General features: G+C 63.3%; 19 protein-coding genes. 13 read left to right on the forward strand and 6 right to left on the reverse strand.

Annotated elements, in window-relative coordinates:
* Positions 1 to 6 precede the first annotated feature (6 nt).
* Positions 7 to 309, forward strand: coding sequence for a hypothetical protein (locus ABI582_RS23575; RefSeq protein ID WP_338747312.1), 303 nt, complete (start codon positions 7 to 9; stop codon positions 307 to 309).
* A 113-nt stretch (positions 310 to 422) separates the two neighbouring features.
* On the opposite strand, the gene ABI582_RS23580 is transcribed toward ABI582_RS23575, so the two are convergent.
* The 4 genes from ABI582_RS23580 to ABI582_RS23595 form a co-directional block, all read right to left on the reverse strand.
* Complete coding sequence (locus tag ABI582_RS23580) at positions 423 to 1,850, reverse strand: sigma-54-dependent transcriptional regulator (protein ID WP_338747311.1); 1,428 nt, start codon at positions 1,848 to 1,850, stop codon at positions 423 to 425.
* Positions 1,819 to 3,312, reverse strand: a complete 1,494-nt coding sequence (locus ABI582_RS23585) for a sensor histidine kinase (protein WP_442120454.1) — start codon at positions 3,310 to 3,312, stop codon at positions 1,819 to 1,821. The genes ABI582_RS23580 and ABI582_RS23585 overlap by 32 nt, the downstream gene beginning before the upstream one ends.
* Before the next feature lie 299 nt (positions 3,313 to 3,611).
* A complete protein-coding gene (locus ABI582_RS23590) occupies positions 3,612 to 5,072 on the reverse strand; it encodes a sensor histidine kinase (RefSeq protein WP_442120455.1) in 1,461 nt (486 codons plus the stop codon).
* 118 nt (positions 5,073 to 5,190) lie between these two features.
* Positions 5,191 to 5,784, reverse strand: a complete 594-nt coding sequence (locus ABI582_RS23595) for a lytic transglycosylase domain-containing protein (RefSeq protein WP_442120456.1) — start codon at positions 5,782 to 5,784, stop codon at positions 5,191 to 5,193.
* 185 nt (positions 5,785 to 5,969) lie between these two features.
* On the opposite strand from ABI582_RS23595, the gene gspG reads away from it, so the two are divergent.
* Entirely contained in the window at positions 5,970 to 6,395 is a 426-nt protein-coding gene (gspG, locus tag ABI582_RS23600; RefSeq protein WP_028613001.1) for a type II secretion system major pseudopilin GspG, read from the forward strand.
* An 11-nt stretch (positions 6,396 to 6,406) separates the two neighbouring features.
* Positions 6,407 to 7,597: a type II secretion system F family protein gene (locus ABI582_RS23605; protein ID WP_442120457.1), complete on the forward strand. Its 1,191-nt coding sequence runs from the start codon at positions 6,407 to 6,409 to the stop codon at positions 7,595 to 7,597.
* On the opposite strand, the gene ABI582_RS23610 is transcribed toward ABI582_RS23605, so the two are convergent.
* Both ABI582_RS23610 and ABI582_RS23615 read right to left on the reverse strand, forming a co-directional pair.
* Entirely contained in the window at positions 7,591 to 8,898 is a 1,308-nt protein-coding gene (locus ABI582_RS23610; protein ID WP_442120458.1) for an LLM class flavin-dependent oxidoreductase, read from the reverse strand. The two genes, ABI582_RS23605 and ABI582_RS23610, sit on opposite strands and share 7 nt — an antisense overlap.
* Before the next feature lie 90 nt (positions 8,899 to 8,988).
* On the reverse strand, positions 8,989 to 9,924 hold the full coding sequence (locus ABI582_RS23615) for an ABC transporter substrate-binding protein (RefSeq protein WP_043200145.1): 936 nt from the start codon (positions 9,922 to 9,924) through the stop codon (positions 8,989 to 8,991).
* Positions 9,925 to 10,226: 302 nt separating this feature from the next.
* Here ABI582_RS23615 and ABI582_RS23620 point away from each other — a divergent pair, with 302 nt between their 5' ends.
* From ABI582_RS23620 to ABI582_RS23665, 10 genes are all read left to right on the forward strand, one after another.
* The gene (locus tag ABI582_RS23620) at positions 10,227 to 10,835 is read left to right on the forward strand and encodes a cysteine dioxygenase (protein ID WP_338747304.1); all 609 of its coding nucleotides are present in this window, start codon (positions 10,227 to 10,229) and stop codon (positions 10,833 to 10,835) included.
* On the forward strand, positions 10,832 to 12,418 hold the full coding sequence (locus ABI582_RS23625) for a rhodanese-related sulfurtransferase (protein ID WP_442120459.1): 1,587 nt from the start codon (positions 10,832 to 10,834) through the stop codon (positions 12,416 to 12,418). The genes ABI582_RS23620 and ABI582_RS23625 overlap by 4 nt, the downstream gene beginning before the upstream one ends.
* 160 nt (positions 12,419 to 12,578) lie before the next feature.
* Positions 12,579 to 13,109: a sigma-70 family RNA polymerase sigma factor gene (locus tag ABI582_RS23630; protein ID WP_442120460.1), complete on the forward strand. Its 531-nt coding sequence runs from the start codon at positions 12,579 to 12,581 to the stop codon at positions 13,107 to 13,109.
* A complete protein-coding gene (locus ABI582_RS23635; protein ID WP_442120461.1) occupies positions 13,106 to 14,068 on the forward strand; it encodes a FecR domain-containing protein in 963 nt (320 codons plus the stop codon). The genes ABI582_RS23630 and ABI582_RS23635 overlap by 4 nt, the downstream gene beginning before the upstream one ends.
* A gap of 88 nt (positions 14,069 to 14,156) precedes the next feature.
* Positions 14,157 to 16,583: a TonB-dependent siderophore receptor gene (locus ABI582_RS23640; protein ID WP_442120462.1), complete on the forward strand. Its 2,427-nt coding sequence runs from the start codon at positions 14,157 to 14,159 to the stop codon at positions 16,581 to 16,583.
* Positions 16,584 to 16,750: 167 nt separating this feature from the next.
* Positions 16,751 to 17,992, forward strand: coding sequence for a multidrug efflux RND transporter periplasmic adaptor subunit MexE (mexE, locus tag ABI582_RS23645; protein ID WP_197897785.1), 1,242 nt, complete (start codon positions 16,751 to 16,753; stop codon positions 17,990 to 17,992).
* A 12-nt stretch (positions 17,993 to 18,004) separates the two neighbouring features.
* Complete coding sequence (locus ABI582_RS23650) at positions 18,005 to 21,184, forward strand: efflux RND transporter permease subunit (protein ID WP_049274507.1); 3,180 nt, start codon at positions 18,005 to 18,007, stop codon at positions 21,182 to 21,184.
* Positions 21,181 to 22,596, forward strand: a complete 1,416-nt coding sequence (locus tag ABI582_RS23655) for an efflux transporter outer membrane subunit (RefSeq protein WP_442120463.1) — start codon at positions 21,181 to 21,183, stop codon at positions 22,594 to 22,596. Before ABI582_RS23650 ends, ABI582_RS23655 begins: the two co-directional genes overlap by 4 nt.
* Before the next feature lie 276 nt (positions 22,597 to 22,872).
* Entirely contained in the window at positions 22,873 to 23,928 is a 1,056-nt protein-coding gene (locus tag ABI582_RS23660) for a tetratricopeptide repeat protein (protein ID WP_258657197.1), read from the forward strand.
* 79 nt (positions 23,929 to 24,007) lie between these two features.
* Positions 24,008 to 25,624, forward strand: a complete 1,617-nt coding sequence (locus ABI582_RS23665) for a response regulator (protein WP_442120464.1) — start codon at positions 24,008 to 24,010, stop codon at positions 25,622 to 25,624.
* Positions 25,625 to 25,630 lie beyond the last annotated feature (6 nt).

Raw genomic sequence — 25,630 nt, forward strand, 5'->3', positions numbered from 1 at the left:
CCTGCCATGCCCCGCTCAAGCATTCTGCTGATTGCCCTGCTCGCCTCGCCACTGGCCCTCGCGGCCGGAACCGGCCCTACCTACCCTGACGATCCCCACAATCCGGCACCACGGCCGGGCGTGGACAGCACCCTGAACCCGATCGAAAAGCCCATGCCGCGGGATACTGACACGCGCATACAAGGTAACGACCCAGAAAGCCCACCGGCAAAGCAGAATGACAACCGCGATCTGCCAGGGATGGATGGGAGTGGTTCGGAGGGTACCGTTCCTCGGGGAAATAGCGGCACCGGTACAGGCAACCCATAAGTACGCTGCTTAATGGGCCCCGCTCAAAACTGCAGCGTTTGGTTTGTGCCTGCACTGGCCTCTTCGCGGGCATGCCCGCGAAAAGGCCAGCATGGGCAGTAAAGATTGATGATTTACCACTGACGCTTGTCGGGGCGTGTCAGCCCCAGCTTTTCTATCCTGTAACGCAGCATGTCCCGCGACAACCCGAGCATCCGCGCCGACTTGGTCACGTTCCAGTCCGTACGGTCCAGCGTCTTACACACCAGGTCGCGTTCCATGTCTGGCAGGCTGGTCCCTGGCTCCGGCTCGTGCCGCGGCATTTCGAACATCGCTGGCGCTGGCGGCTGCACCAATGGCTCGTCAATCAAGGTCATGCACAGGTTCAACTGGTGCGCCTGCACCACCTCGTTCGGGGCCAGCAGTACAGTCTGTTCAAGCATGTTGCGCAGTTCGCGCACATTGCCTGGCCAACTGTAGCCCAACATCAGGCTCTCGGCCTCGGCGGAAAACCGCAGGTTCGGCTTGCCGTAACGCCGGCCATGGTGGGCCAGGAAATGCCTTGCCAGCAGCATAATGTCCTGTCCACGGGCATACAGGCGCGGCACCTTGAGGGCGATGATGCGCAGGCGGAAGAACAGGTCGCGGCGGAATTTGCCCTGCTGCACCATCTGCTCCAGGTTGCAGTTGGTGGCGCTGATGACCCGCAGGTCAACCTTGCGCTCCTTCACCGCACCAATCCGGCGGATGCTGCGATCTTCCAGCAGCTTGAGCAGCTTGGCCTGCAACACCAGGTCCATCTCGCCGATCTCGTCGAGGAACAGGGTGCCTCCGTCGGCCGCCTCCACCAGGCCCAACCGTCGCTCCTTGGCATCGGTGAATGCGCCCTTCTCGTGACCGAACAGCTCGGCCTCCAGCAGGTTGGCCGGGATTGAGGCGCAGTTGAACTCGATGAACGGCCCTTTGCTGCGGGAGCCGTCAAAATGCAGGGCGCGCGCCACCAGCTCCTTGCCGGTCCCGGTCTCGCCTTCGACCAGCACCGGTGGCAAGTCGTCGCTGGTCATGCGCCGTTCGGCATCCAGCACCTGGCGCAGGGTGTGCTTGAGGGTGAGCATTACTGGCGACTCGCCGATCAAGGCCTGTAACCCGGACTTCTGAGCCTCGCGCTCCTGGTAGAACGACAGTGTGCGCTCCATGCGTTCGGCAGCCAGAGCCTTGTCCAGGGTCAATTTGAGCTCGGCAAGCACTACCGGCTTGGTCAGGTAATGGAAGGCACCCTCCTTCATCGCCTGCACAGCATCTTCGACATTGCCGTAGCCGGTCATCATGATCACTTTCAGGCCCGGCACCTGCGCCACAAGGCTGCGCAGCAGGTCGTGCCCGCTCATGCCCGGCAACGAGTTGTCGGTCAGCACCGCGTCGGGCTGGGCCCGCTTGATCTGCTCCAGCGCAAGCTCGGCGCTGTGGCACACGGTGACCTCAAAGCCCTTGAGGCTGAGGTAGGTGCGAATGTTGTCAGCGAGGATTTCATCATCCTCGACTACCAGGATGCTGTGCTCCATGGTCCCCTCCCGCTGCGATATTGAATGTAAGGCTGACGCGGGTTCCTTCCTCTTCGCGGCTGCTCAGGCTGACCGAGCCGCCAAAACGTTCCATGATGCGCTTGACCAGGGCCAGGCCCACACCGAGCCCCCCCTGCTTGGTAGTGAAGAACGGTTTGAACACCATCCGCTCCTGCTGCTGGCTCATGCCTTTGCCCGTGTCGACAAGTACGAACTCGGCACGCTGGCCATCCTGTACATTGACCTGGGCAGTCAGCATGCCGCCCGCCGGCATGGCCTCCAGAGCATTGGAGAACAGGCTGTTGAGAATCTGCGTGAGCTGCAGCGGCTGGCTGGCCACCCACTGCTGATCAGGCCCTTCGAAGTGGAAGCGCACACCATTGCGCTCGATCTGCTGGACGAACGCCAGGTGGGTGTCCTCGATGGCCGCCACCAGGTCCACAGCCTCGGCCTCGTCACTCACCGGGCGCAACGACACCAGCAAGTCGCGCACCCAACGCGACATGCGGTCCACCTGGCTGATGATATCGGTGATGTTCTTCTGCGCCGCAGGGTTGGCGATTTCCTGGGCCAACTCGGCGCTGGAGCGGATGTTGGCCAGCGGGTTGCGCAGGCTGTGCGCCACCGCAGATGACATCTCACCCAGTGCCACATAGGTTTCACTGGCCACCAAACGGTCCTGTTGCAGATGCAGCATCTGCGCCGCGCGGCGGACGATCCAGAACAGCCCGAAGTAGATCAGCGCCCCGCCGACCAGGGTCGAAGCCCAGATCAGTACGTATCCGCGCTGGATCCGCCTTATCAGGTCCTGCGGTTCCTTGTAGATTTCTACCATGGCCATCACCTGTTCGCCTTGGCTGTCGAACAGCGGGATGTAGTTCTCGATGAACAGGTAGCGCGGTTCTCGCAGGAATTTCTGCTCCTCGCGGTCATCCTCAGCCTTGTGGTAGCTGGCCGACACCGCCCTGCGCGAGCGGAAGGCGCGATCCAGATCGCCATCGGCTTCTATCCGCTTGCCGATCAGATCGACGTTGGTGGACCAGACAATGGTGCGGTCGCGGGCGTAGACATTGGCCAGCAAGGTATCAGGCAGGTGCTCGACATGGTCGAGAAACTCGATCCGGGTCGATTCGGCCAGTGCCGGGGTGAACTGCAGGTGCTGCTGGTCCAGGCGCGGGTCGAGCAGTTCACCCATGGTGGTGCCCGGAGGCAACTGCGAATGGCGTACCTCGGCCTGGGCCATGGCCTGAATGAACTGCGCGGTCAGCATCGCGTCACGCTGCACGCTATCGCGGACCACAAAGCGCGTGGACACATAACCCAGGCCGCCCGCCACCGCAGTGATGATCAACAGGCTGATGACCGAAAACCAGCGCAACAGGTTGAACTCACGCAATGGCACGGCCAGACCGCTGGCAGTCGCACTGGCCTTGTCGCGAACTTCGTTTTCCAGCATCTGCATCGCGTGGTTCCCGCACAAGGCGTCCGTCCAGAAATGCATCAAGGCCAACCAACACAAGCCAGTTGATAGCATCCCGCCTGGGCAGCCATAAGCTGCCATGTGTCGCGTGTTGCGCTCCGCCTGTCACGTTGCAAGAACTTGGCCAGCGCAAAGTCCAAAATGTAAATCAATATTTTTCAGTGCTTTAGGATGCCTTTTTAAAAACAACCTAAGGATAAGGCCCCACATTTGGGTACTAATAACCCAAAAACCAATTACGTATTTTAAATCAATAGGTTGCGTTGAATTTTTAAAGACATTCAACAAGTCATTGCCAAGCGGAAATTCAACGACACCCGCGTACCATGGCCTTCACTGCTGCTGAGCCTGACCGTGCCGCCGAAACGTTCCATGATGCGTTTCACCAGCACCAGCCCCACCCCCAACCCACCCTGTTTGGTGGTAAAGAACGGCCGGAAGGCCATGCGCTGCTGCTCTTCGTTCATCCCCTTGCCGTTGTCGGCCAGGCGCAGGGTCAGGCTGCGCCGGTCATGGCGCACTACCTCGATACGCAGCCGTCCGCCCTGCTCCATGGATTCCAGTGCATTGGCGATCAGGCTGCTGAAGATCTGCCGCAGTAACGCCGGATGCCCCAATACCTGTACCGCCGGTAACGGTTGCAGGTCCAGGCTCACCCCGCCACGCGCCAACTGCACGGCGTAGCTCTGCAGGCTCTCCTGCAACGCCAGCGGCAAGTCCACCGCCACCGCCTCATCGTTCAGTGGGCGCAGCGACTGCAGCATCTGGCGGATCCACTGCGACATCCGGTCAACCTGGCTGATGATGTCGTTGATATTGCGCTGTGCCGGCCCTTCGTCGAACGCCTGGGCCAGCTCGGCACTGGAGCGGATACTGGCCAGCGGGTTGCGCAGGCTGTGGGCCACCGCTGAGGACACCTCGCCCAGTGCCACATAGGTTTCGTTGTTGATCAGCCGCTTCTGCTGCACCGCCAGCAACCGCGCAGCGCGGTGCATGATGCCGTACAGGCCAACGTAGACCAGTGCGGCGCCGACGGTGATCGCCAGCCAGATCAGTATCAGGCCATGCTCGATGCGCACGATCAGGTCATGGGGCTCTTTATAGATCTCGACCATCGCCGTGACGTGCTCGCCATCAGCAGCGAACAGTGGAATGTAGTTTTCGATGAACAGCTGCTCGGGCGGGGTGACAAACTTCTGCTCAGCGCGGGCCTTTTCGAAGTTGTGATAGCTGGCCGAGACTCGCATCTTGTACTCGAAAGCCCGCTCCAGGTCGTCGTCGCTGTCAATCAGCTTGCCAATCAGCGCCGGGTTGGTGGACCAGATCACCGTACGGTCCGGGGCATAGATATTGGCCAGCAGCATGTCTGGCAGGTGGGCGATATGGTCAAGAAACTCGCCGCGGGCCTTGCGCCGGGCATCCGGGTCGACGTCCGGCAGGTTGCTGCGATCGGTGCGCGGATCCAGCAGCTCGCCCATCGTACGCACGTTGGGGATCGACACATGGCGCACTTCGGCGTCGGCGATGGAGGTGATGAATTGTGCCGTGAGCAAGGCATCGCGCTCAACGCTCTCATCGATGATGAATCGGCTGGAAATCAGCCCTAGGCCGACAGCCACCGAAAGGATAATGGCCAGGCTGACCCAGGCATACCAGCGCAACAGGTTGAACGGCTTGCGTGGGGCTGCCAGCTCGTTACCGGCAGGCACTTCGATGGCGTCGGAACGGGGGGCGATGTCCATGGCGGGCTCCACAGCTGGGCACCTTCAGAAGGTTATAGCCCAGACCTGGGGAAACCGTAGTGCTAAATTGATGGCAACCGCCGAAGGGTACAGGGACCGCGTAACCTCTGACAGGCAATTACAGTGGCGAATCATTCGCCAACCCCTGCAGCTTGCGGTATTCGCGCAGCACCGTGGGCACATAGCGCCGGGTCTCGGCAAACGGCGGCACAGCGCCGCGCCGCATCACGGCGTCCGGCCCCGCGTTGTAAGCTGCCACGGCCAGGGTGATGTCGTTGTCGAAGAGGGTAAGCATCTGCTTGAGGTATCGTGCCCCGCCCTGCACGTTGTCTTCCGGGTCCAGGCGGTCTTCCACGCCCATTTCGCGGGCGGTATCCGGCATCAGCTGCATCAACCCTACTGCCCCCGCCCGCGAACGGGCCTTCGGGTTGTAGCCGGACTCGGCCTTGATCAGCGCATGCAGCAACGCCGGTGGCACGTTGTGGATGCGCGCGGCCGTGGCGACCACCTCGGCGTAAGGGCGGCCAGTGATCATCTGCGCGTTGGCCGGGCCAGCCTGGGCCAACTGTTCGCTGATCACCTTTTCATAGTGGCGCCCGGGTCGATGGACGTTGGTCAGTACGTAGCCGCCCTTGGCATCGATGGAGATGTACACATCGGCCTGGGCGGCACCTGCCGCCAGCCAGATCAAACCGAGGATGAGTCCACGCATGATGGTCGCCTCTTTGTCGTGGCCCCCAAAGTGGGGGAAATGCCCCGGAAAACCCGAGGTCGATGACCACGACGCAAGCACTGTGCCGCTTCCTGTTCCGCATGGCGCAAGGCCCCGAGGCAGACGTGCACGGCTGTTGCATGGTGCCTGGCAACCCGTGTCCCCATGCAGTGGAGGGCTTCACCATGCAGCGCAGAACCAACCCGCAACGTGGCTTCACCCTGCTTGAACTCCTGGTGGTGCTGGTGGTGCTCGGCCTGTTGGCCGGCATCGTCGCGCCCAAGTACTTCAGCCAGCTCGGTCGCTCCGAAGCCAAGGTGGCGCGGGCGCAGATAGAAGGGCTGAGCAAGGCGCTGGATTTGTATCGCCTGGAAGTCGGCCACTACCCCAACAGTGAGCAAGGCCTGCAGGCGCTGGTAATCGCCCCCAGTGGCGAAGCGCGCTGGACCGGCCCGTACCTGCAGAAGGCCGTGCCACAGGACCCATGGGGCCGCCCTTACATCTACCGGCAACCTGGCGAAAACGGTGGTGAATACGACCTGCTGTCGATGGGCAAGGATGGCCAGCCCGGCGGTGACGGGGAAAACGCCGAAATTACCAGCTGGCAGTAAGGAGAGTGGCCATGCGCTACAGCCTCAAGGCCCTGGGCAGACAGGGCGTGGTGCAGTTGCAGATCGACGCCGAGGACGCCGACCAGGCCCGCCGCCAGGCCGAGGACCAAGGCCTGCGCGTGCTCAGCCTGCGCAGCAACGGCGGCGCCTTGCGCGGCATGGCCTGGCGACGCGAAGCGGCATTCGACCTGGTGCTGTTCAGCCAGGAACTGTCGACCCTGCTCAATGCCGGCCTGCCGCTGATCGACGCACTGGAGAGCCTGGCAGAAAAGGCCCCTGCATCTGCCACACGCAAGGTGCTGGCCGAGCTGGTACGCCAGCTGTACGAAGGCCGTTCGCTGTCCCAGGCCCTGGCCCAGCAACCGCGGATATTTCCGCCGCTGTACGTGGCGCTGGTACAGTCCAGCGAACGCACCGGTGCGCTGGGCGACGCCCTCACGCGCTATATCAGTTATCGCCAGCGCCTGGACCTGGTACGGCAGAAGCTGGTGGGGGCCTCGGTCTACCCGTTGCTGCTGTTGCTGGTGGGTGGCGGCGTGGTGCTGTTCCTGCTCGGCTATGTGGTGCCGCGTTTCAGCCAGGTGTTCGAAGGCATGGGTACCGAATTGCCCTGGCTGTCACGGGTGTTGATGCAGATCGGGCTGTTCCTGCATGCCCAGCAACTGCCGCTGGCGCTGGGCACGGTCGCTGGGGTCACGGCGCTTTGGTTGCTACGCCGCCACCCACGGGTACGGCGCTGGGCATCCTGCCAGTTGCGCCGCCTGCCGGCGCTGCATCAACGCTTGATGATGTACGAGCTGGCGCGCTTCTATCGCTCGTTGGGCATCCTGCTGCAAGGCGGCATTCCCATCCTCACCGCCATGGGCATGGCCCGCGGCCTGCTCGGCAGCGCGGCAGCCCAGGGCTTGGGCCAGGCCAGCCAACGGGTGGGCGAAGGGCTGCCATTGTCCGACGCGCTGGAGGCCGGGCACCTGGTTACACCCGTGTCGCTGCGCCTGCTGCGGGCCGGCGAGCAATCCGGCAACCTGGGCGAGATGCTGGAACGCTGCGCCGACTTCCATGACCAGGAAATCGGCCGCTGGGTGGAATGGTTCGTGAAACTCTTCGAACCGCTGCTAATGACGTTCATCGGCCTGCTGATCGGCCTGATCGTGATCCTGATGTACATGCCGATCTTCGAACTGGCCTCAAGCATTCACTGAATGGGCAGCCCCAGGCTCTCGCGCAGTGTGCTGCCCTCGTAGGCCGTACGGTACACCCCGCGCTCCTGCAACAGCGGCACCACCTGCTGGGTAAACCGGCGGAACTGCCCGGGGTGGCCGATGTAGATGTTGAAGCCATCCAGCGCCCGCGCCTCGAACCACTCGGTCATTTTTGCCGCTACCGTTTCGGCCGAGCCAACGAAGGCTCCTGGGCGCAGCTTGCGCCCGAATTCCACCGCCTGGCGCAGGCTGAACCCCTGCTCCCGGGCCTGGTCGGCGATGCGCTTGGCGTTGGTGAAAAAGCTGCTGCGTGCGTGCTCCAGGCTTTCCTGGGGGAACGGCGCATCAAGGTCGTACTGGCTGAAGTCGTGCCAGCCGAAATTGCGCCCGAATTCCTTGAGGGCCAGCTCGAAACTATGGTCCTGCTGGTGGTAATGGCGTTCGATCTCGCGGGCGTGTTCGTCGGTGTCGCCCACGTAGATCTCGGCACCAGGCAGTACCAGCAGTTGCTCGGGGTCGCGCCCCAGCCGCGCAGCGCGGTCTTTCACATCGCGGTAGAACGCCTGACCCTGCTCGATGCTGGCGGCATGGGTAAAGATGACATCTGCCGTGGCTGCCCCAAGCTCGCGCCCTTGCTGCGAGTCTCCGGCCTGGAAAATCACCGGCTGGCCCTGGGGGGAACGCTGGATATTCAATGGCCCTACGACCGAGAAGTGCTCGCCCTTGTGGTTCAGGGCATGCATCCGGCTCGGATCGAGGAACTGCCCGGTCGCGCGGTTGCGCGGGAACGCGCCGTCTTCATAGGACTGCCAGAGGCCCTGCACCACCGCCACGTGCTCCTGTGCGCGGGCGTAACGGGTGTCGTAATCGTAGTGTTCGTCACGGCCATAGTTGCCCGCGGTGCCGGCGTCACCGCTGGTGACCACGTTCCAGCCGGCGCGGCCCTTACTGATCAGGTCAAGCGAGGCCAGGCGACGGGCGACGTTGAAGGGTTCGTTGTAGGAGGTGGTCAGGGTACCGACCAGGCCGATGTTGCGGGTAGTCACGGCCAGTGCCGAGAGCAGGGTCAGCGGCTCCAGGCGGTTGAGATAGTGCGATGGCGAGCCGGGGGTGATGTACTGGCTGTCGACGATGAACATGAGGTCGAACAGCGCCGCTTCGGCCTGGCGGGCGATGTCGATGTACCAGTCGATGTTGACGCTGGCATCGGCGGGCAGCTCCGGGTCCAGCCACAGGTTGTGCCGGCCTGGGCCGCCGCAGCCCATGGTCAGGGCGCCGAGCTTGATTTTGCGGGTAGTCATGGTCATTCCTCAAAAAGTTGCTGCCTGTACCGGCCTGTTCGCGGCGGTTCGACGCCTCGATGAACCCGCGAAGGGCCGGGACTGCAGAAATCAATGGTCGAACGCTGCCGCGAACGAGGTATCGAACAGGCTCGACGCCGGGTAGTTCTTGATCAGCCCCAGCCCGGCAAAGAAGTCCACGGTCTTCTGCGCATCCACGATCACCTGCGGGTTCAGCGGCGCGACATCGGTACGTGCGCGGGCAAACCAGATGCGGGCAATGTCGCGATCGGCACGGGTGCGTTTGGCCCAGGCATCGGCATAAGCCTCGGTATGGGCCGGGTCGCTCAGGGTCCAGTCACGGGCCTTTTTCAGGCGCTGCAGAAAATCACTGATCTGTGCCCGCTTGGCCTCCACCGCCTTGGCATTGGCCACCACGAAGCTCTGCGCCGGGATCAATCCTTCGGCCGTGGCCAGCACCCGCGCCCCTTGGCGTTCCTGCTGGGTGACATAGGGCTCCCAGGTCGCGATCACATCCACTGACCCGCCATCCAGGGCATGGGAGGCGTCCAGGGCGCTGAGGTAGCGCAGCTCCAGGGCATCACGCGGCACGGCGGCCTTGTCCAGCGCGCTGAACAGCAACTGCTGGCTCCAGGAGCCCTTCCAGATCGCCGCACGTTTGCCGCGCAGGTCTTCGAGGCTGTGAATGTTCGAGTCCTTGCGCGCCAGGATCGCCACGCCATCCAGGTTCTGCCGGCTGACCGCAATCACCTTGATCGGCGCGCCCAGGGCACCAAGGAACAACGGCGGCGCATCGCCCAGCAGGCCGATATCCAGGCTGCCCACGTTCAGCGCCTCGGCTACCGGCGAGCCGGCCGTAAACTGCTTCCACTCCAATGTATACGGCAGGTCGTCGAGCACGCCGGCCGCTTCCATGACCGCTCGGGCATTGAAGCTCTGGTCACCGACTACCAAGGTTTGCGCGGCAGCGGCCAGGCTGAGGGAGCTGGCCAGCACACCGGCGGCCAATTGCTTGAGGTATCGCACGTTCGTCTCCAGGTACCGTTGGGTACTTCAGGCCGATCCGCGCGTGCGGTCTCGTGGGGGCATGGGGGCTGACATATTCACTTTGAATATAACCAGGGCAATGCTTATAAGTTATCGATTAAGCGCAGCGCCGTGAAATTCGTTTTGGGCATAACCTAATGCTTTGCCCATGCGCCCATTTCAAAACAGATCCGCCAATCTGTAAATGCGCAATTTGCATATTAGCTTATTCATATTTTTACTTTTGAGAATATTCAGTGCGTTTGCTAGGGTTAACCCAAACCGTCAGCCGAGCCTGAACCATGAGCCAACCCCTGCGCCTTGAGCGCCTGCGCCACTTCATCGACGCGCTTGCGCAACTGGTGGACCAAGAACCCGACGAAGCCACCCTCCTCGACCACGGCCAGGGCCTGCTGCGCAGCCTGGTCGCCCATGACGACTGGTTGCCCGAAGCACTGGCGCAGCCAGACCCGGCCCGTTACCAGCAATATTTGCTGCATTGCGATTCGCGCCAGCGCTTTTCCATCGTCAGCTTCGTCTGGGGGCCAGGCCAGCAGACACCGATCCACGACCACCGGGTCTGGGGCCTGATCGGCATGCTGCGCGGCGCGGAATATTCGCAAGGCTTCGCCCGTAGCGAACACGGCGCATTATTGCCAGCGGGTGAGCCCGTACGCCTGGACCCCGGCCATGTAGAGGCCGTTTCGCCGCGCATTGGCGATGTTCATCAAGTCAGCAACGCGTTCGACGACCGGGTGTCGATCAGCATCCACGTCTATGGCGCCAACATCGGTGCCGTCAGCCGCGCGGTGTACTCGCCCGACGGCAGCGAAAAACCGTTCATTTCCGGCTATTCCAACAGCCTTCTGCCCAACATCTGGGACCTGTCCAAAGAGAACCCTGCCCCATGAGTACCGTTGCCACCCGCTCCTACCAAGACATTCGCCAGGCCTTGCTGGCCCATGAAGAATTGGCGCTGATCGATGTGCGCGAGGAAGACCCGTTCGCCCAGGCACACCCCCTGTTCACCGCCAACATCCCCTTGTCCAAGCTGGAGCTGGAAATTTACGCCCGTGTGCCACGGCGCGACACCGCCATTACGGTGTATGACGACGGCGAAGGCCTGGCACAGCAGGCCGCCGCACGCCTGCTGGCCTTGGGGTACAGCGATGTCGCATTGCTCGAAGGCGGCCTGGCCGGCTGGCGCGCCGCCGGTGGCGAGCTGTTCCGTGACGTGAACGTGCCGAGCAAGGCGTTTGGCGAGCTGGTTGAAAGCGTGCGCCATACCCCGTCGCTGGCGGCCGAACAGGTGCAGGCGCTGCTGGACGACAAGGCCGATGTGGTGGTGCTCGACGCCCGCCGCTTCGACGAATACCAGACCATGAGCATCCCGGGGGGCATCAGTGTGCCGGGTGCCGAACTGGTACTGCGGGTTGCCGAACTGGCGCCCAGCCCCGCTACCCAGGTCATCGTCAACTGCGCAGGGCGCACCCGCAGCATCATCGGCACCCAGTCGCTGGTCAACGCCGGCATTCCCAACCCTGTGGCTGCCCTGCGCAACGGCACCATCGGCTGGACCCTGGCCGGGCAAGCGCTGGCACACGGCCAGGAGCGCCGCTTCGCCGAGGTGAGCGACACCACCCGCGCCGACGCCGCCCAACGCGCACGCAATGTGGCCGACCGTGCCGGTGTGCTGCGCCTGGGGCGCGAAGCCCTGGCCGCCTGGCAGGCCGATACCCAGCGCACCACCTACCTGTTCGATGTGCGCACCCCCGAGGAATATGCCCACGGCCACCTGCCGGCCAGCCGCAGTGTACCGGGCGGGCAACTGGTGCAGGAAACCGACCACGTCGCCAGCGTGCGCGGGGCGCGCATCGTGCTGGTGGATGATGACGGCGTGCGGGCCAACATGAGCGCTTCCTGGCTGGCGCAAATGGGCTGGGAGGTAGCCGTGCTCGATGGGCTGTCAGCGCAACATTTCAGCGAGACCGGCGATTGGCAGCCCCCCCAGCCTGCACTGCCTGCAGTCACCGAAATCGGGGTCGAGCAGCTGGACGACTGGCTGCAAACACCAGGCACCGTGCTGCTGGACTTCACCACCAGTGCCAACTACGTGAAACGCCACATTCCGGGTGCCCACTGGGCAATTCGCGCGCAGTTGCCGCAGGTGCTGGAACAGCTGCCAGTAGCCGAGCGCTATGTACTGACCTGCGGCAGCAGCCTGCTGGCACGCTTTGCGGCGGTAGACTTGCAGGCGCTTACGCAGACACCGGTGTACGTACTGGAGGGCGGCACGGCGCGGTGGATTGCGGCAGGCAAGCCGCTGGAAAGTGGCGAAACGCACCTGGCGGTGGCGCGTACCGACCGTTATCGCCGGCCTTATGAAGGCACTGATAACCCGCGTGAGGCCATGCAGGGGTACCTGGACTGGGAGTTCGGGCTGATTGCCCAGCTGGAGCGGGATGGCACCCACGGGTTCAACGTATTGAGCTGAGATTGCCGGGGGCGCGTTGCGCCCCTTTTCCGGAACACATCACCGCGCCCTGCTTGTTCCGGGCAGCTTCTCTTCCCCCTCACCTTTGTAGCTGGGCCATTGCTGAATGTGCGCAATTGAAATAAATTGCGACTAATTCTCATTAGCGCGCAACAGCACCATGCCTGACTCCCTCCCCTCGACCGGACACAGCCTGGCCGGCTTGTACGCCAACCACCATGGCTGGCTGGTGAACTGGCTGCGTGGCCGCCTGCAGTGTTCGCAGCAGGCCGCCGACCTGGCCCAGGACACGTTCGTGCGTGTACTGCTGGCCGACCGCAGCCAGCCTTTGCTCAGTGAACTGCGCGAGCCACGCCACTTTCTGGTGACCATGGCCAGGCGCGTGATGATCGACAGCTTCCGCCGCCGGGCACTGGAGCAGGCCTACCTGCAACTGTTGGCCGAACAGCCCGAGCAGTATGCGATGTCCCCCGAGGAACGCTGGATGCTGGTGGAAACCCTGCAAGCACTGGATGCGATGCTTGAAGGCCTGGGCAAGAAGGTCAAGCAGGCGTTTCTGTTATCGCAGTTGCGTGGCCTGGGCTACAAGGACATCGCCGCCCATATGGACGTATCGGTCAGTTCGGTCACCAAGTACATTGCCCGCGCCACCGAGCACTGCTTGCTGTTTGCCCTGGAACACGGCCAGTGAGCCCGCTGCTCCAACGGCAGGCACTGAGTGCCGCCGCGCAGTGGTTTGCCCGGCTGGGCGAGGCCCCTGCAGACCCGGACCTGCAGCAACGCTGGCAGGCCTGGCATGCGGCCGACCCGCAGCACCAGTGGGCCTGGCAGCGGGTGGCCATGTTGCAGGCACAACTGAACCAGGCACAAGGCGCACTGGGCCATGACGTGCTGGAGCGTGCCGGCCAGCAGGGCCCGGCGCTGCAACGGCGCATGCTGCTCAAGGGGCTGTTGCTGGGCGCGGGGCTTGGCGCCCTGGGCTGGCGCGGTTATCGCGATGCGCCGGTGTGGCTGGCCGACGTGCGCACTGCCATCGGCGAACAGCGCAGGTTGACGCTGAATGACGGCAGCCGCCTGATCCTCAACACCGGCAGTGCGGTGGACATTGCCTTCAGCAACGACACCCGCCAGCTACGGCTGCGTGCGGGGGAGATCTTTGTCGAAACTGCCACCGATCACCGCCCGTTCATGGTCAGCACTGCCGAAGGCCACATCAGGGCGCTGGGCACCCGGTTTAGCGTCAGACAACAGGACCACCAGACCCGCGTATGCGTTTACCAGCATGCCGTCGTCGTGAACCCGATCAACGCGGGTGGCGAGCAAACCCGCCTGGACAGTGGCCATGGCCTGTTGTTCGACAACACCCGCATCCTGCAACGCATGCCACTGGCCAGTACCGACGCGGCGTGGACCGACGGCCAACTGGTGGTGGACGATTGGCGCCTGGATCACCTGCTCGAAGAATTACAGCGGTACCGCAGCGGCTATCTGGGCTGCGACACGGCGGTCGGCCACTTGCGGGTTTCCGGCGCCTATTCGCTCACCGATCTTGACCTGACCCTGGCCACCGTTGCCCGCTCGCTGCCGGTAAAGCTGGTGCGCCATACCCGTTTCTGGACACGCGTGGAGCCATTGAGCGGCAATGCCTGAAAAAAAATGCACAGGGCATTGTCGATTTGCCCTCGCCCACTCGCCTCCCTGGCAATAACACCGAAAACACTACGCCCAGGAAGCCCGCATGCGCCGCCTTATCTCACCACCCCGCCAAGCACTCACGTTTGCCTTGCTCGGCGCCTCGCTCGCCCTGCTTGCGCCGCTACTGCCCGGTACAGCCATGGCCCAGGCAGCCAACGCGCAGAAGACCTACGCCATCAGCGGCGGCCCGCTGAGCACGGTGCTCGGCCGCTTCGCCAACGCGGCCGGGGTTGTGCTGTCGTTCGACAGCCAGCTCACTGCTGGCAAGCACAGTGCCGGCCTGCAAGGCACCTACAGTGTCGAACAGGGCTTCGCCACTCTTCTGGCTGGCACCGGCCTGGGCGTTGCGCCTGCCCAGCAAGGTGCCTATGTGCTGTACCCAGCCGAAACCGGCAATGCCGTGCAGCTGGGCGCGACCAGTGTGGTGGGCGATGGCCTGGGCGAAACCACCGAGAACACGGGTGCCTACACCACCGGGCGTACCCGTACCGCAACCAAACTGGGCCTGTCACTGCGCGAAACGCCGCAGTCGGTCAGCGTGGTCACTCGCCAGGTGATGAATGATCACCACCTGGCCTCGATCGACGATGTGGTGAAGTTCACCCCGGGGCTTTCCAGCAACCATCGTGACAGCGAACGCTATACCTTCTACGCCCGCGGTTTCCAGATCCAGAACTTCCAGTACGACGGTATCCCTGCGCAAATCGCCAACGAGTCGCAGCAATTCACCAGTACCTTGGCCGACATGGCAATTTATGACCGAGTCGAAGTGGTACGAGGTGCCACCGGCCTGCTCAGTGGCGCAGGCACGCCGTCAGCCACGCTCAACCTGGTGCGCAAGCGGCCTACGGAGGATGCACAGGCGACGGTGGCTGGCGAAGTCGGTTCATGGGACCGCTACCGCACCGAGGCCGATGTCTCCGGGCCGCTCACCGAAGCCGGCAACATCCGTGGCCGCCTGGTCGGGGTGTACGAAACCGCCAACTCGTTCGTTGACTGGTACAAGACCGACAAGCGCGTGATGTACGGCGCCCTGGACATCGACCTGAGCGAAGACACCCTGCTGCGCCTGAGCCTCGACTACCAGAACAACAATGCCGATGGCGTCAGCTTCGGGCACATCCCTTTGTTCAACAGCGATGGCAGCGCAACAAACTTCTCGCGGTCGTTCAACCCGGCCGCGCGCTGGAGCTACCTGAACAATACCCAGTACAACTTCACCGGCATGCTGGAGCACAAGCTGGCCAACGACTGGGTCGCCAAGGCCGCCTACAGCCACCAGTACGCGTACCGCCGTGGCGTCACCGGCTCCGCCAGCGGCGGTACGCCCGACCCGCTTACCGGCAGCGGCGTATCGATGTATATCAACCGCCTGGACAGCTACCAGACCCAGGACAATTTCGACCTGTACGCCACCGGCCCCTTCCAGCTGGGCGGCCGCGAACATGAGCTGGTGCTGGGCAGCAACCTGGCCTACACCCACCTCAACTACCCCACCTACGAACGCGGCTTCCCTGCGGTCGACAACATCTATGAATGGGATGGCGACCCCCATGGCAAACCGCACCTGGACAAGACCGAAGAGAGCCTGTCACGCCTGAGCCAGTCCGGTGTCTACGCCGCCGTGCGCCTCAAGCCGTACGATCCGCTGTCGATTATTCTCGGCAGCCGGGTCAGCTGGTGGAACCAGAAGGACGACAGCAGCGATGATTTGACCGGCGAGGTCACTGGCCGCGACCGCACGAAGAAATCCGGCGTGGTCACGCCCTACGCCGGTGTGGTGCTGGACCTGAACGACACGTATTCGGTGTACGCCAGCTGGACGCAGATTTTCCTGCCACAGACCTATTACAAGACCGCCAGCAATACCTCGCTTGACCCGCTCGAAGGCGACAACTACGAACTTGGCATCAAGGGCGAGTTCTATGACGGCGCTTTGAACGCCAGCGCCGCACTGTTCGAAGTCAAACAGAAGAACACGCCGCAATTGGTGGATGACAGTGGCCCACAGGAAATCTACCGGGCCATTGCCGGCACCACTACCCGCGGCATCGAGACGGAAATTTCCGGCGAGGTACTGCCAGGCTGGAATGTATTTGGCGGTTACACCTACCGCGAGTCCCACGACAAGGAGGGCAACCGCGTCGAGACCAACCAGCCGATGAACCTGTTCAAGCTGGCCACCACCTATCGCCTGCCCGGTGACTGGAACAAGCTGACAGTGGGCGGCAACATGACTTGGCAAAGCGACATCTACGCGGTCAATTCAGACCTGGGCACCAAGGCGCACCAGCGTGACTATGGCGTGGTCGGGCTGCTGGCCAACTATGCCTTCGATGAACACCTGAGCGTAGGGCTGAACCTGAACAACCTGTTCGACAAGAAGTACTACGACGGCCTGGGTACGTTCAGCTCCGGCTCTTATGGTGAGCCACGCAACCTGGTGGCGAATGCCCGCTGGCGGTTCTGAGGGAATGCAAGCGAACGGGGCTGCCGGGCAGCCCCATCATGCCCGCCATCGATGAATGATCCACACATATCATTCAGCGTGATATTAACCTTCGTCCCGTTCGATTCGTGCCTCACGCGCAACACACTCACACTCCGCCCACTACTAATACATTGGCGGAGTTCTCCATGGAACAATCTCTCAAACCCTTGCGCTTTCCCCTCGCTGCCCTGGCAGTGGTGGTGATCAGCGCTTGCGGTCGAACCCCAGACGCCGTGCAGGCTCCCGCCGCGCCGAAGGTCACCGTGGCCAAGGTGATCGAGCAACCGATCAACGAATGGGACGAGTTCACCGGCCGCCTCGAAGCCCCGGAAACTGTTGAAGTTCGCCCGCGGGTTGCCGGCCAGATCGACCAGGTTGCCTTCACCGAAGGCGCCCAGGTGAAAAAAGGCGACCTGCTGTTCCAGATCGACCCACGTCCGTTCCAGGCTGAAGTCCGCCGCCTTGAAGCCCAACTGCAACAAGCAAAAGCCACCGCCATTCGCAGCGCCAACGAAGCCCGCCGTGGCGAGCGCCTGCGCGACAGCAACGCCATTTCTGCAGAGCTTGCAGAATCGCGTAGCAGCGCTGCCGCCGAAGCCCGCGCCGGGGTCGACGCGATCCAGGCACAGCTCGACCTGGCGCGGCTGAACCTCAGCTTCACCCGCGTCACCGCGCCCATCAGTGGCCGCGTCAGCCGTGCCCAGTTCACTGCCGGCAACATCGTCACGGCCGATGTCACCCCGCTGACCAGCGTGGTGTCCACCGACAAAGTCTACGCCTACTTCGACGCCGACGAGCGCGTGTACCTCAAGTACACCCAGCTGGCGCGCGAAGGCCAGCGTGGCCAGAGCACCCCGGTGTACCTGGGCCTCACCAATGAAACCGGCAACCCGCACCTGGGCCAGATGAACTTCGTCGACAACCAGGTCAACCCGCGCACCGGCACCATCCGTGGTCGTGCGGTGTTCGACAACCGCGACGGCCAGTTCACCCCGGGCCTGTACGCACGCCTGAAGCTGGTCGGCAGCGCCCAGTACGACGCCATGCTGATCAATGACGAAGCCGTGGGCACCGACCTTGGCAAGAAGTTCGTGCTGGTCATGGACAAGGACAACAAGGCCACCTACCGCGCCGTGGAACTGGGGCCGAAGCTGGAAGGCCTGCGCATCGTGCGCAGCGGCCTGGCCAAGGATGACCGCATCGTGGTCAAGGGCCTGCAGCGCGTGCGTCCAGGCTCGCCGGTCACCCCGGAAGAAACCCCAATGGCCAGTGAGCAGACCCTCGCCGCCCTCGCCCAGCAGCGCCAGGCACTGGAGGCCAGCAACCCGGCGCCGAAAGTGGCGGGCAACAACGTGAAAGTCGCCAGCGCCCAGGCGCCACGCGGTTAAGGGAACATACCGATGAACTTCTCGAAATTCTTCATTACCCGGCCGATTTTCGCCGCGGTGCTGTCGCTGGTGCTGCTGATTGCGGGTTCGATCTCGCTGTTCCAGCTGCCGATCAGCGAATACCCCGAAGTGGTGCCACCCACCGTGGTGGTACGTGCCAACTTCCCCGGCGCCAACCCCAAGGTCATCGGCGAAACCGTCGCCGCGCCACTGGAACAGGCCATCACGGGCGTTGAGAACATGCTGTACATGTCCTCCCAGTCCACCGCTGATGGCAAGCTGACGCTGACCATCACGTTCGCCCTGGGCACTGACCTGGACAACGCCCAGGTGCAGGTGCAGAACCGCGTTACCCGTACCCAGCCCAAGCTGCCCGAGGAAGTGACGCGTATCGGTATCACCGTCGACAAGGCCTCGCCAGACCTGACCATGGTCGTGCACCTGACGTCGCCGGACAACCGCTACGACATGCTCTACCTGTCCAACTACGCCATCCTCAACATCAAGGACGAGCTGGCGCGTCTGGGCGGCGTAGGCGACGTGCAGCTGTTCGGCATGGGCGACTACTCGCTGCGCGTGTGGCTCGACCCGAACAAGACCGCTTCGCGCAACCTCACCGCCAGTGATGTGGTCGCGGCAATCCGCGAGCAGAACCGCCAGGTGGCCGCGGGCCAGCTGGGCGCCCCGCCTGCCCCGGGCTCCACCAGCTTCCAGCTGTCGATCAACACTCAGGGCCGTCTGGTCAACGAGGAAGAGTTCGAGAACATCATCATCCGTGCCGGTGCCGATGGCGAAATCACCCGCCTGAAGGACATCGCCCGCGTCGAACTCGGCTCCAGCCAGTACGCCTTGCGCTCGCTGCTGAACAACCAGCCTGCGGTGGCCATCCCGATCTTCCAGCGCCCAGGCTCCAACGCCATCGAGATCTCCGACGAAGTGCGGGCGAAAATGGCCGAGCTGAAGAAAGACTTCCCTGAAGGGATGGACTACAGCATCGTCTATGACCCGACCATCTTCGTGCGCGGCTCCATCGAAGCAGTTGTGCACACCCTGTTCGAAGCACTGGTGCTGGTCGTACTGGTGGTCATCCTGTTCCTGCAGACCTGGCGTGCCTCGATCATCCCGCTGCTGGCCGTGCCGGTATCGTTGATAGGTACCTTTGCGGTGATGCACCTGTTCGGTTTCTCGCTTAACGCCTTGTCGCTATTCGGCTTGGTGCTGGCCATCGGCATCGTGGTGGACGACGCCATCGTCGTGGTGGAGAATGTCGAACGTAACATCGGGCTGGGCCTGAAACCGCTGGAAGCCACGCAAAAGGCCATGAGCGAAGTGACCGGGCCGATCATTGCCACCGCCCTGGTGCTGTGCGCCGTGTTCGTACCGGCTGCGTTCATTTCCGGCCTTACCGGGCAGTTTTACAAGCAGTTCGCCCTGACCATCGCCATTTCCACCGTGATCTCGGCGTTCAACTCGCTGACCCTGTCGCCGGCCCTGGCTGCCGTGCTGCTGAAGGACCACCATGCGCCCAAGGACCGTTTCTCGCGGTTCCTCGACAAACTGCTGGGCAGCTGGCTGTTCTCGCCGTTCAACCGTTTCTTCGACCGCGCCAGCCACAGCTACGTCGGTGGTGTGCGCCGGGTCATCCGCTCCAGCGGCATCGCCCTGTTCGTCTATGCCGGCCTGATGGGCCTGACCTACCTCGGCTTCTCGTCCACGCCGACCGGTTTCGTGCCTGCCCAGGACAAGCAGTACCTGGTGGCCTTCGCCCAGCTGCCGGACGCCGCCAGCCTCGACCGCACCGAAGCGGTGATCAAGCGCATGAGCGAAATCGCCCTGAAGCAGCCTGGCGTGGCCGACTCGGTGGCCTTCCCTGGCCTGTCGATCAACGGTTTCACCAACAGCCCGAACAGCGGCATCGTGTTCACTCCGCTCAAGCCGTTCGATGAGCGCAAGGACCCGAGCCAGTCGGCGGCGGCCATCGCGGCTGCACTGAATGCCCAGTTCGCCGATATCCAGGACGCCTACATCGCCATCTTCCCGCCACCGCCCGTACAGGGCCTGGGCACGATCGGCGGCTTCCGCCTGCAAATCGAAGACCGTGGCAACCTGGGTTACGAAGCGCTGTACAAGGAAACCCAGAACATCATCGCCAAGAGCCACAACGTGCCGGAGCTGGCAGGCTTGTTCACCAGCTACCAGGTCAACGTGCCGCAGGTCGATGCCGCCATCGACCGGGAAAAGGCCAAGACTCACGGCGTGGCGATCACCGATATCTTCGACACCTTGCAGGTTTACCTGGGCTCGCTGTACACCAACGACTTCAACCGCTTTGGCCGCACCTATCAGGTCAACGTCCAGGCTGAGCAGCAGTTCCGCCTCGATGCCGAGCAGATCGGCCAGTTGAAAGTGCGCAACAACCTCGGCGAAATGATCCCGCTGGCGACCTTCCTCAAGGTCAGCGACACCTCCGGGCCGGACCGCGTCATGCACTACAACGGCTTCATCACTGCCGAAATCAACGGTGCCGCCGCCCCGGGCTATAGCTCTGGCCAGGCCGAAGCTGCCATCGAGAAGCTGCTGAAAGAAGAACTGCCCAACGGCATGACCTTCGAGTGGACCGACCTGACCTACCAGCAGATCCTCTCGGGCAACACCGCACTGCTGGTCTTCCCGCTGTGCGTACTGCTGGCGTTCCTGGTGCTGGCCGCCCAGTACGAAAGCTGGAGCCTGCCGCTGGCAGTGATCCTGATCGTACCGATGACCCTGCTGTCGGCCATCACCGGTGTGATCGTGTCCGGTGGCGACAACAACATCTTCACCCAGATCGGCCTGATCGTACTGGTGGGCCTGGCGTGCAAGAACGCGATCCTGATCGTCGAGTTTGCCAAGGATGAGCAGGCCAAAGGCCTGGATCCACTGGCTGCGGTGCTGGAAGCCTGCCGCCTGCGCCTGCGGCCGATCCTGATGACTTCGATTGCCTTCATCATGGGTGTGGTTCCGCTGGTGTTCAGCTCTGGTGCAGGTTCGGAAATGCGCCATGCCATGGGTGTGGCGGTGTTCTCGGGGATGATCGGCGTGACCGTGTTCGGCCTGTTCCTGACCCCGGTGTTCTTCTTCCTGATTCGCCGTTTCGTCGAGCGTCGCCAGGCCCGCAAGGCCGAGCGCGTTCAAGTGCTGGAGAACCATGCATGAACCTGCTCAAACCCCTAACCCCAAGCCTGCTCGCACTGGCCCTGGCAGCCTGTGCGGTAGGCCCGGACTACCAGGCCCCGGCAACCGAACCTGCACAACTGAGCAGCGATATGCAGGCCAAGGCCTACGACCGTAGCCGCTTCGAAAGCCTGTGGTGGAAGCAGTTCGACGACCCGGTGCTGAACCAGCTGGTGCAGGCTTCGCTGGACGGCAACCGTGACTTGCGTGTGGCCTTCGCCCGCCTGAAATCCGCCCGTTCGATCCGCGAAGACGCCGAAAACGACCAGTTCCCGGTGGTCACCAGCCGCGCCAGCAGCGACATCGGCAAGGGCCAGATCCCCGGCCAGACCACGCAGCGGGTGAACAGCGAGCGCTATGACCTGGGCCTGGACATGGCCTGGGAGCTTGACCTGTTCGGTCGCATCCAGCGCCAGATCGAGGCCAGCGAAGCCCAGGAAGCGGTAGCCGCCGCCGACCTGCAACAGTTGCAGGTCAGCCTGATCGCCGAACTGGTCGATGCTTATGGGCAACTGCGCGGTGCGCAGTTGCGCGAGAAGATCGCCTTGGCCAACCTCAACACCCAGCAGGAATCGCGGACCATTACCGAAACCCTGCGCGATGCCGGCGTGGGCAATGACCTCGATGTGGTACGTGCCGATGCACGCCTGGCCGGGGTCGAAGCCACCGTGCCGCAACTGCAGGCCGAACAGGCACGGGCGCGGCACCGCATCGCCACCCTGCTCGGCCAGCGCCCGGACGCGCTCAGCGTAGACCTGTCACCCAAGGACCTGCCGGCCATCTCCAAGGCGTTGCCGGTGGGTGACCCCGGTGAACTGCTGCGCCGTCGCCCGGACATCCGCAGTGCCGAGCGCCAGCTGGCTGCCGCCACCGCCAACGTCGGCGTGGCCACGGCAGACCTGTTCCCCCGCGTCAGCCTCAGCGGCTTCCTTGGCTTTACCGCCGCACGCGGCTCGCAGATCGGCTCCTCGGCAGCCAATGCCTGGGCGCTGGGCCCAAGCATTACCTGGGCAGCCTTCGACCTGGGCAGCGTACGGGCCCGCCTGCGCGGCGCCAAGGCCGATGCCGAAGGGGCACTGGCCAACTACGAGCAGCAGGTATTGCTGGCCCTGGAAGAATCGGCCAACGCCTTCAGCGATTACGACAAGACCCAGCAGCGACTGCTGTCGCTGATGCGCCAGAGCGACGCCAGCCGCAAGGCAGCGGAGCTGGCCTCGATTCGATATCGCGAAGGTACGGTGGACTACCTGGTACTGCTCGACGCCGAGCGCGAGCGGCTGAGCGCTGAGGATGCGCAGGCCCAGGGTGAGGTTGATCTGTACCGCGGTATCGTCTCCATCTACAAGGCCCTGGGCGGCGGCTGGCAACCGGAGACCGTGGCCAGCGCACGCTGATACACCCGTTTCAACGACTCCTTTGGTTGGCTCCTCCCCCAACCGTTTGCCCCGCTGGCCTTGGTCCGCGGGGCTTTTTTATGCCGTTGAAGCTTCAGCGCCAGCGAGATCGAGCGCCGCCCGCGCGGCGCATCGCGAGCGAAGCTCGCTCCTACGTTTGTTTCGGGCCAATTATTCCTGTGGGATTTGCGCGCGACCGCCTTGGTGCCTGCACTCGGTTGCATTTGCCCCCCGGCTGGCCCAAGCTCTGCCCTTCCCGCCGCCACGGACCGTCCGATGCACAGACGCAACCGCTACCTGATCGCCCTGCTGCTGTTGATCCTGGTATCGGCCCTGTTCGGTTACCTGTGGCGCGATGAGCAGCCAGCCCCGCCGACCTTGCCTGCACACAGCTATGCCAAGGCCCTGCGCCAGGCCCATGACGGCCAACCCGGCGCTGCGCGCGTGCTGTACCAGCAATTGCAACGCGACGACCTGCCCCCTATCCGCCGCGCTGCACTTTATGCCGAGTTACCCAACTACCCCTCGCCCCAGGCATTGAAACTCGCCCGCCAGGACCTGGAGCATGCCGACCCGCTGGTGCGCCGTGCGGCCATTGCCGGTATCCGCCGCCTGCTGCCGGCGGCGCAGCGCAGCCTGGTGCTCGGCCCATTGCTGGACGACGACGAACAAAGCGTGCGCTTTGCTGCCGTGGATGCCCTGCTGGGCCTCGATCCCGATGCCATCGGCCTGTATTTCGGCCCTTTGCAGGCAGCCCTGGAACAATACCAGCAGGCGCTCGAGCAACAACCCGAGGATGCCGACGCCCAGGTACACCTGGCGCGCCTGTACCTGCACGAAAACGACTACACCCAGGCAGCCACGGCCTTGCAGCGGGCGCTGGAGGTTGCACCCGGCAACCTCGACGCCCTGGCCACCCAGGTGCGCCTGCTGGAGCGTCAGGGCCACCACGATGCCTCGCGCCAGGTCTTGGGCAAAGCCTTGGCGCTAAGCCCCGACTCAGCCTTCCTGCAGTACGAGCTGGGGCTCTGGCTGAACCGTCATGAGCAGCGCGAGTACGCCTTGCTGGCTTTGTCCCGCGCCGTCGAACTGGACCCGGACAACGCAGACTACCGCTATACGCTGGCAGTCACGCTGCACGAGCTGGAACAACTCGACGCCGCGCAAAAGCAGCTGGAAACCGTGCTCAACCGGCAACCGGCCAACCGCCGGGCGCGGGTGCTGCTGATCCAGTACTCGAAAGAGACCGGGCAATTGCAGAACGTACAAGTGCTGCTGGCCGAGCTGGAGCGTCAGAACCCGGACGACCCCGTATTACAACAGGGCCTGTAGGCAACACCTAAATATTGTTGAACCCTGAGCATGTGCCCAGGGTCCAGTGGGTATCAGGCCACCCTACAGGAGAGTCGTTTTGGCCCATTCACTGGCGCTGGATGAACGTGCCTTGATCCTGGCACCTGCGCCGTTAGCAGCGGATACCTCGCGCCTGCTCGCCACCGCCGGCATCGATAGCCTGTGTGCCGTCGACCTGCCCAATCTGCAGGCTTGCCTGGAAGAAGGCGCAGGCATGGCGATCATTGCCGAGCAAGTGTTCAGCGAGGGCCCAAGCGCGTTGCTGCAGGCATTCATCGACCAGCAACAGAGCTGGTCGGACGTGCCTATCATGCTGCTCATCCAGGGGGCGTGGTCGGCTGCTGGCGCGAGTAACCATCCCGTGGGCAATATCTTGCTGCTGATCGCCCCGTTCGATAACGCCCAACTGCTGCAGATGACCCAATCCGCCCTGCGCAACCGGCGCCGGCAGTACGCGGCGCGCGACCAGTTGCAGAACCTGCAGCACCGCCTGAACACCCAGGTTGCGCTGCCGCCAGAGATGGAACCGGACTGTAAGGAGTTCGCCCACTATCAGGCACGCAAGATGGAAGCCATTGGCCAACTGGCCGGGGGAGTCGCTCATGACTTCAACAACCTGCTTACCAGCATTGGCGGCAGCTTCGAACTGATTGAACGGCGCCTGCATCAAGGCCGCAGCGATGGTTTGGACAGCGTGCTGCATATGGGCCGTGAGGCAGTAGCACGCGCTACCCGCGTGACCCACCGCTTGCTGGCGTTCTCCTCCCGCCAATCGCTGAACAGCCAGCGTGTCGACCTGCACGGCATGCTTGAGGTGAAACGCCTGACGGCCTGCCTGAACCCATCCGTAACCTTGCACGTGCACATCGCCAAAGGCCTCTGGCCTGTAGAAGCTGATGACAAGCAGTTGCAGGAAGCCCTCGACAACCTGCTGCTCAACGCCTGCGAAGCCATGCCCAGTGGCGGCCAGCTACGAATCGAGGCGAGCAACCAGCACATCGGGAGCACGCAGTTCAGCAGCGGATCTTTGTGTGCTGGTGACTATCTGCGCCTGAGTATCATCGATGACGGCCAAGGCATGGCGCAAAGCACACTGGAGCGCGCTTTCGAGCCATTTTTCAGTACCAAGGCGATTGGCCAGGGCATCGGCCTGGGCCTGTCGATGGTGTATGGCTTCAGCAAGCAGTCTCACGGGCATGTCACCCTGCACAGCCAGATCGGCCAGGGCACCCGGGTGGACCTGTACCTGCCGCGCCATATCGGCCAGGCCAAGGCACCGAGCAAGCCTGTATCTGTGCAGAGAAGCCGCGGCCGTCACGTGCTGGTAGTCGAGGACGACCCCCACGTGCGCCAATTGCTGTGCCAGGCCTTGCGCGAAAGTGGCTTCCCCTGCCGCAGCGCGGCCAACGCCACCGATGGGCTAAAGGTACTGCGCTCGACACAACCCGTGGACCTGCTGGTCAGCGATATCGGCCTGCCTGGCATGAATGGACGGCAACTCGCCGAAATTGCACGCAGCCTGTATCCACACTTGCCCGTGCTGTTCATCACCGGCTACGCGGAAACGGCCATGGCCCGCGCGGGTTTTCTGGGCACGGGCATGCACCTGATCTGTAAACCGTTCGAACTCAAAGACCTACAGACTCAGGTAACGCAAATTCTAGGCCGCCCCTGACCCTCA

The organism is Pseudomonas sp. SAS7 (genome assembly GCF_052112345.1).
Classification (GTDB): domain Bacteria; phylum Pseudomonadota; class Gammaproteobacteria; order Pseudomonadales; family Pseudomonadaceae; genus Aquipseudomonas; species Aquipseudomonas putida_Q.

Coding starts and splice junctions, on each gene's coding strand:
- gspG (WP_028613001.1), top strand. CDS start 5,970: ATGCAGCGCAGAACCAACCCGCAACGTGGCTTCACCCTGCTTGAACTC.
- ABI582_RS23655 (WP_442120463.1), top strand. CDS start 21,181: ATGAACCTGCTCAAACCCCTAACCCCAAGCCTGCTCGCACTGGCCCTG.
- ABI582_RS23590 (WP_442120455.1), bottom strand. CDS start 5,072: ATGGACATCGCCCCCCGTTCCGACGCCATCGAAGTGCCTGCCGGTAAC.
- ABI582_RS23630 (WP_442120460.1), top strand. CDS start 12,579: ATGCCTGACTCCCTCCCCTCGACCGGACACAGCCTGGCCGGCTTGTAC.
- ABI582_RS23640 (WP_442120462.1), top strand. CDS start 14,157: ATGCGCCGCCTTATCTCACCACCCCGCCAAGCACTCACGTTTGCCTTG.
- ABI582_RS23620 (WP_338747304.1), top strand. CDS start 10,227: ATGAGCCAACCCCTGCGCCTTGAGCGCCTGCGCCACTTCATCGACGCG.
- ABI582_RS23585 (WP_442120454.1), bottom strand. CDS start 3,312: ATGCAGATGCTGGAAAACGAAGTTCGCGACAAGGCCAGTGCGACTGCC.
- ABI582_RS23595 (WP_442120456.1), bottom strand. CDS start 5,784: ATGCGTGGACTCATCCTCGGTTTGATCTGGCTGGCGGCAGGTGCCGCC.
- ABI582_RS23660 (WP_258657197.1), top strand. CDS start 22,873: ATGCACAGACGCAACCGCTACCTGATCGCCCTGCTGCTGTTGATCCTG.
- mexE (WP_197897785.1), top strand. CDS start 16,751: ATGGAACAATCTCTCAAACCCTTGCGCTTTCCCCTCGCTGCCCTGGCA.
- ABI582_RS23625 (WP_442120459.1), top strand. CDS start 10,832: ATGAGTACCGTTGCCACCCGCTCCTACCAAGACATTCGCCAGGCCTTG.
- ABI582_RS23605 (WP_442120457.1), top strand. CDS start 6,407: ATGCGCTACAGCCTCAAGGCCCTGGGCAGACAGGGCGTGGTGCAGTTG.
- ABI582_RS23580 (WP_338747311.1), bottom strand. CDS start 1,850: ATGGAGCACAGCATCCTGGTAGTCGAGGATGATGAAATCCTCGCTGAC.
- ABI582_RS23610 (WP_442120458.1), bottom strand. CDS start 8,898: ATGACTACCCGCAAAATCAAGCTCGGCGCCCTGACCATGGGCTGCGGC.
- ABI582_RS23650 (WP_049274507.1), top strand. CDS start 18,005: ATGAACTTCTCGAAATTCTTCATTACCCGGCCGATTTTCGCCGCGGTG.
- ABI582_RS23575 (WP_338747312.1), top strand. CDS start 7: ATGCCCCGCTCAAGCATTCTGCTGATTGCCCTGCTCGCCTCGCCACTG.